We start from the raw sequence: 609 nt of genomic DNA, 5'->3' as shown, positions 1-609 counted from the left end.
TACACGCTGACTGAGTAAATCATAACTGTTTTTAAATTCGGTTTTGATTAATAAAGCCATCGTTTTTACTTCTGTAATATCCTTTTCCATTTTCTTAAAATCGGAGTGTAATTGCTTAATAAAGTAGGCAACCACCGCCAATAATAAACTTGAAACTGAACCAAAAAGGACATTTAAAACCAATTCATTTTCCATAACTTCTGATTTTAGAATTGAAAATTATTCTCGATTCGAATTTGATTTTCTTTGCTTTTGGCAATCTTCAAAAGTTTAGGATATACCATATCATAAGCTTTACGACTATGGGTAACTTGATAATCACCATTGATCAATTCAAAACCAAACCCAGTCAACGGACATCCTGCAGTTTGTAAATACGTATTTCCGATATGGATATATACATAATCAAAATTCGGAAGCTGATCAATTTCAATCATACCTTCGTGAACCTTACCCATCAGATTTTTATACTTGGTATTCATACCGCCCCAAGAATTGACAATCAATTTAAAATCACCCGTAGGTATTGCAGTTTGCTTCGGTATCTTATCGGCTCGTATTTTATCTTCTAAAAAATAACATTGAAAGATTCCATCAATATATAAATGG

General features: G+C 32.0%; 2 protein-coding genes. Both read right to left on the bottom strand.

The window, feature by feature from the left end:
* A partial coding sequence (locus N5D90_RS17075; RefSeq protein WP_280063480.1) for a hypothetical protein occupies positions 1-195 on the bottom strand: 195 nt, incomplete at its 3' end.
* An 11-nt stretch (positions 196-206) separates the two neighbouring features.
* Positions 207-609, bottom strand: a 403-nt coding sequence (locus tag N5D90_RS17070; protein WP_280063479.1) for a DUF5675 family protein, incomplete at its 5' end; no start/stop codon positions are given.

It is taken from the genome of Empedobacter sp. GD03797 (assembly GCF_029842105.1).
Classification (GTDB): Bacteria; Bacteroidota; Bacteroidia; order Flavobacteriales; family Weeksellaceae; genus Empedobacter; species Empedobacter falsenii_C.
Note: the sequence above shows the minus strand (reverse complement) of the source record. Positions and strands in the feature narration are given on the sequence as shown.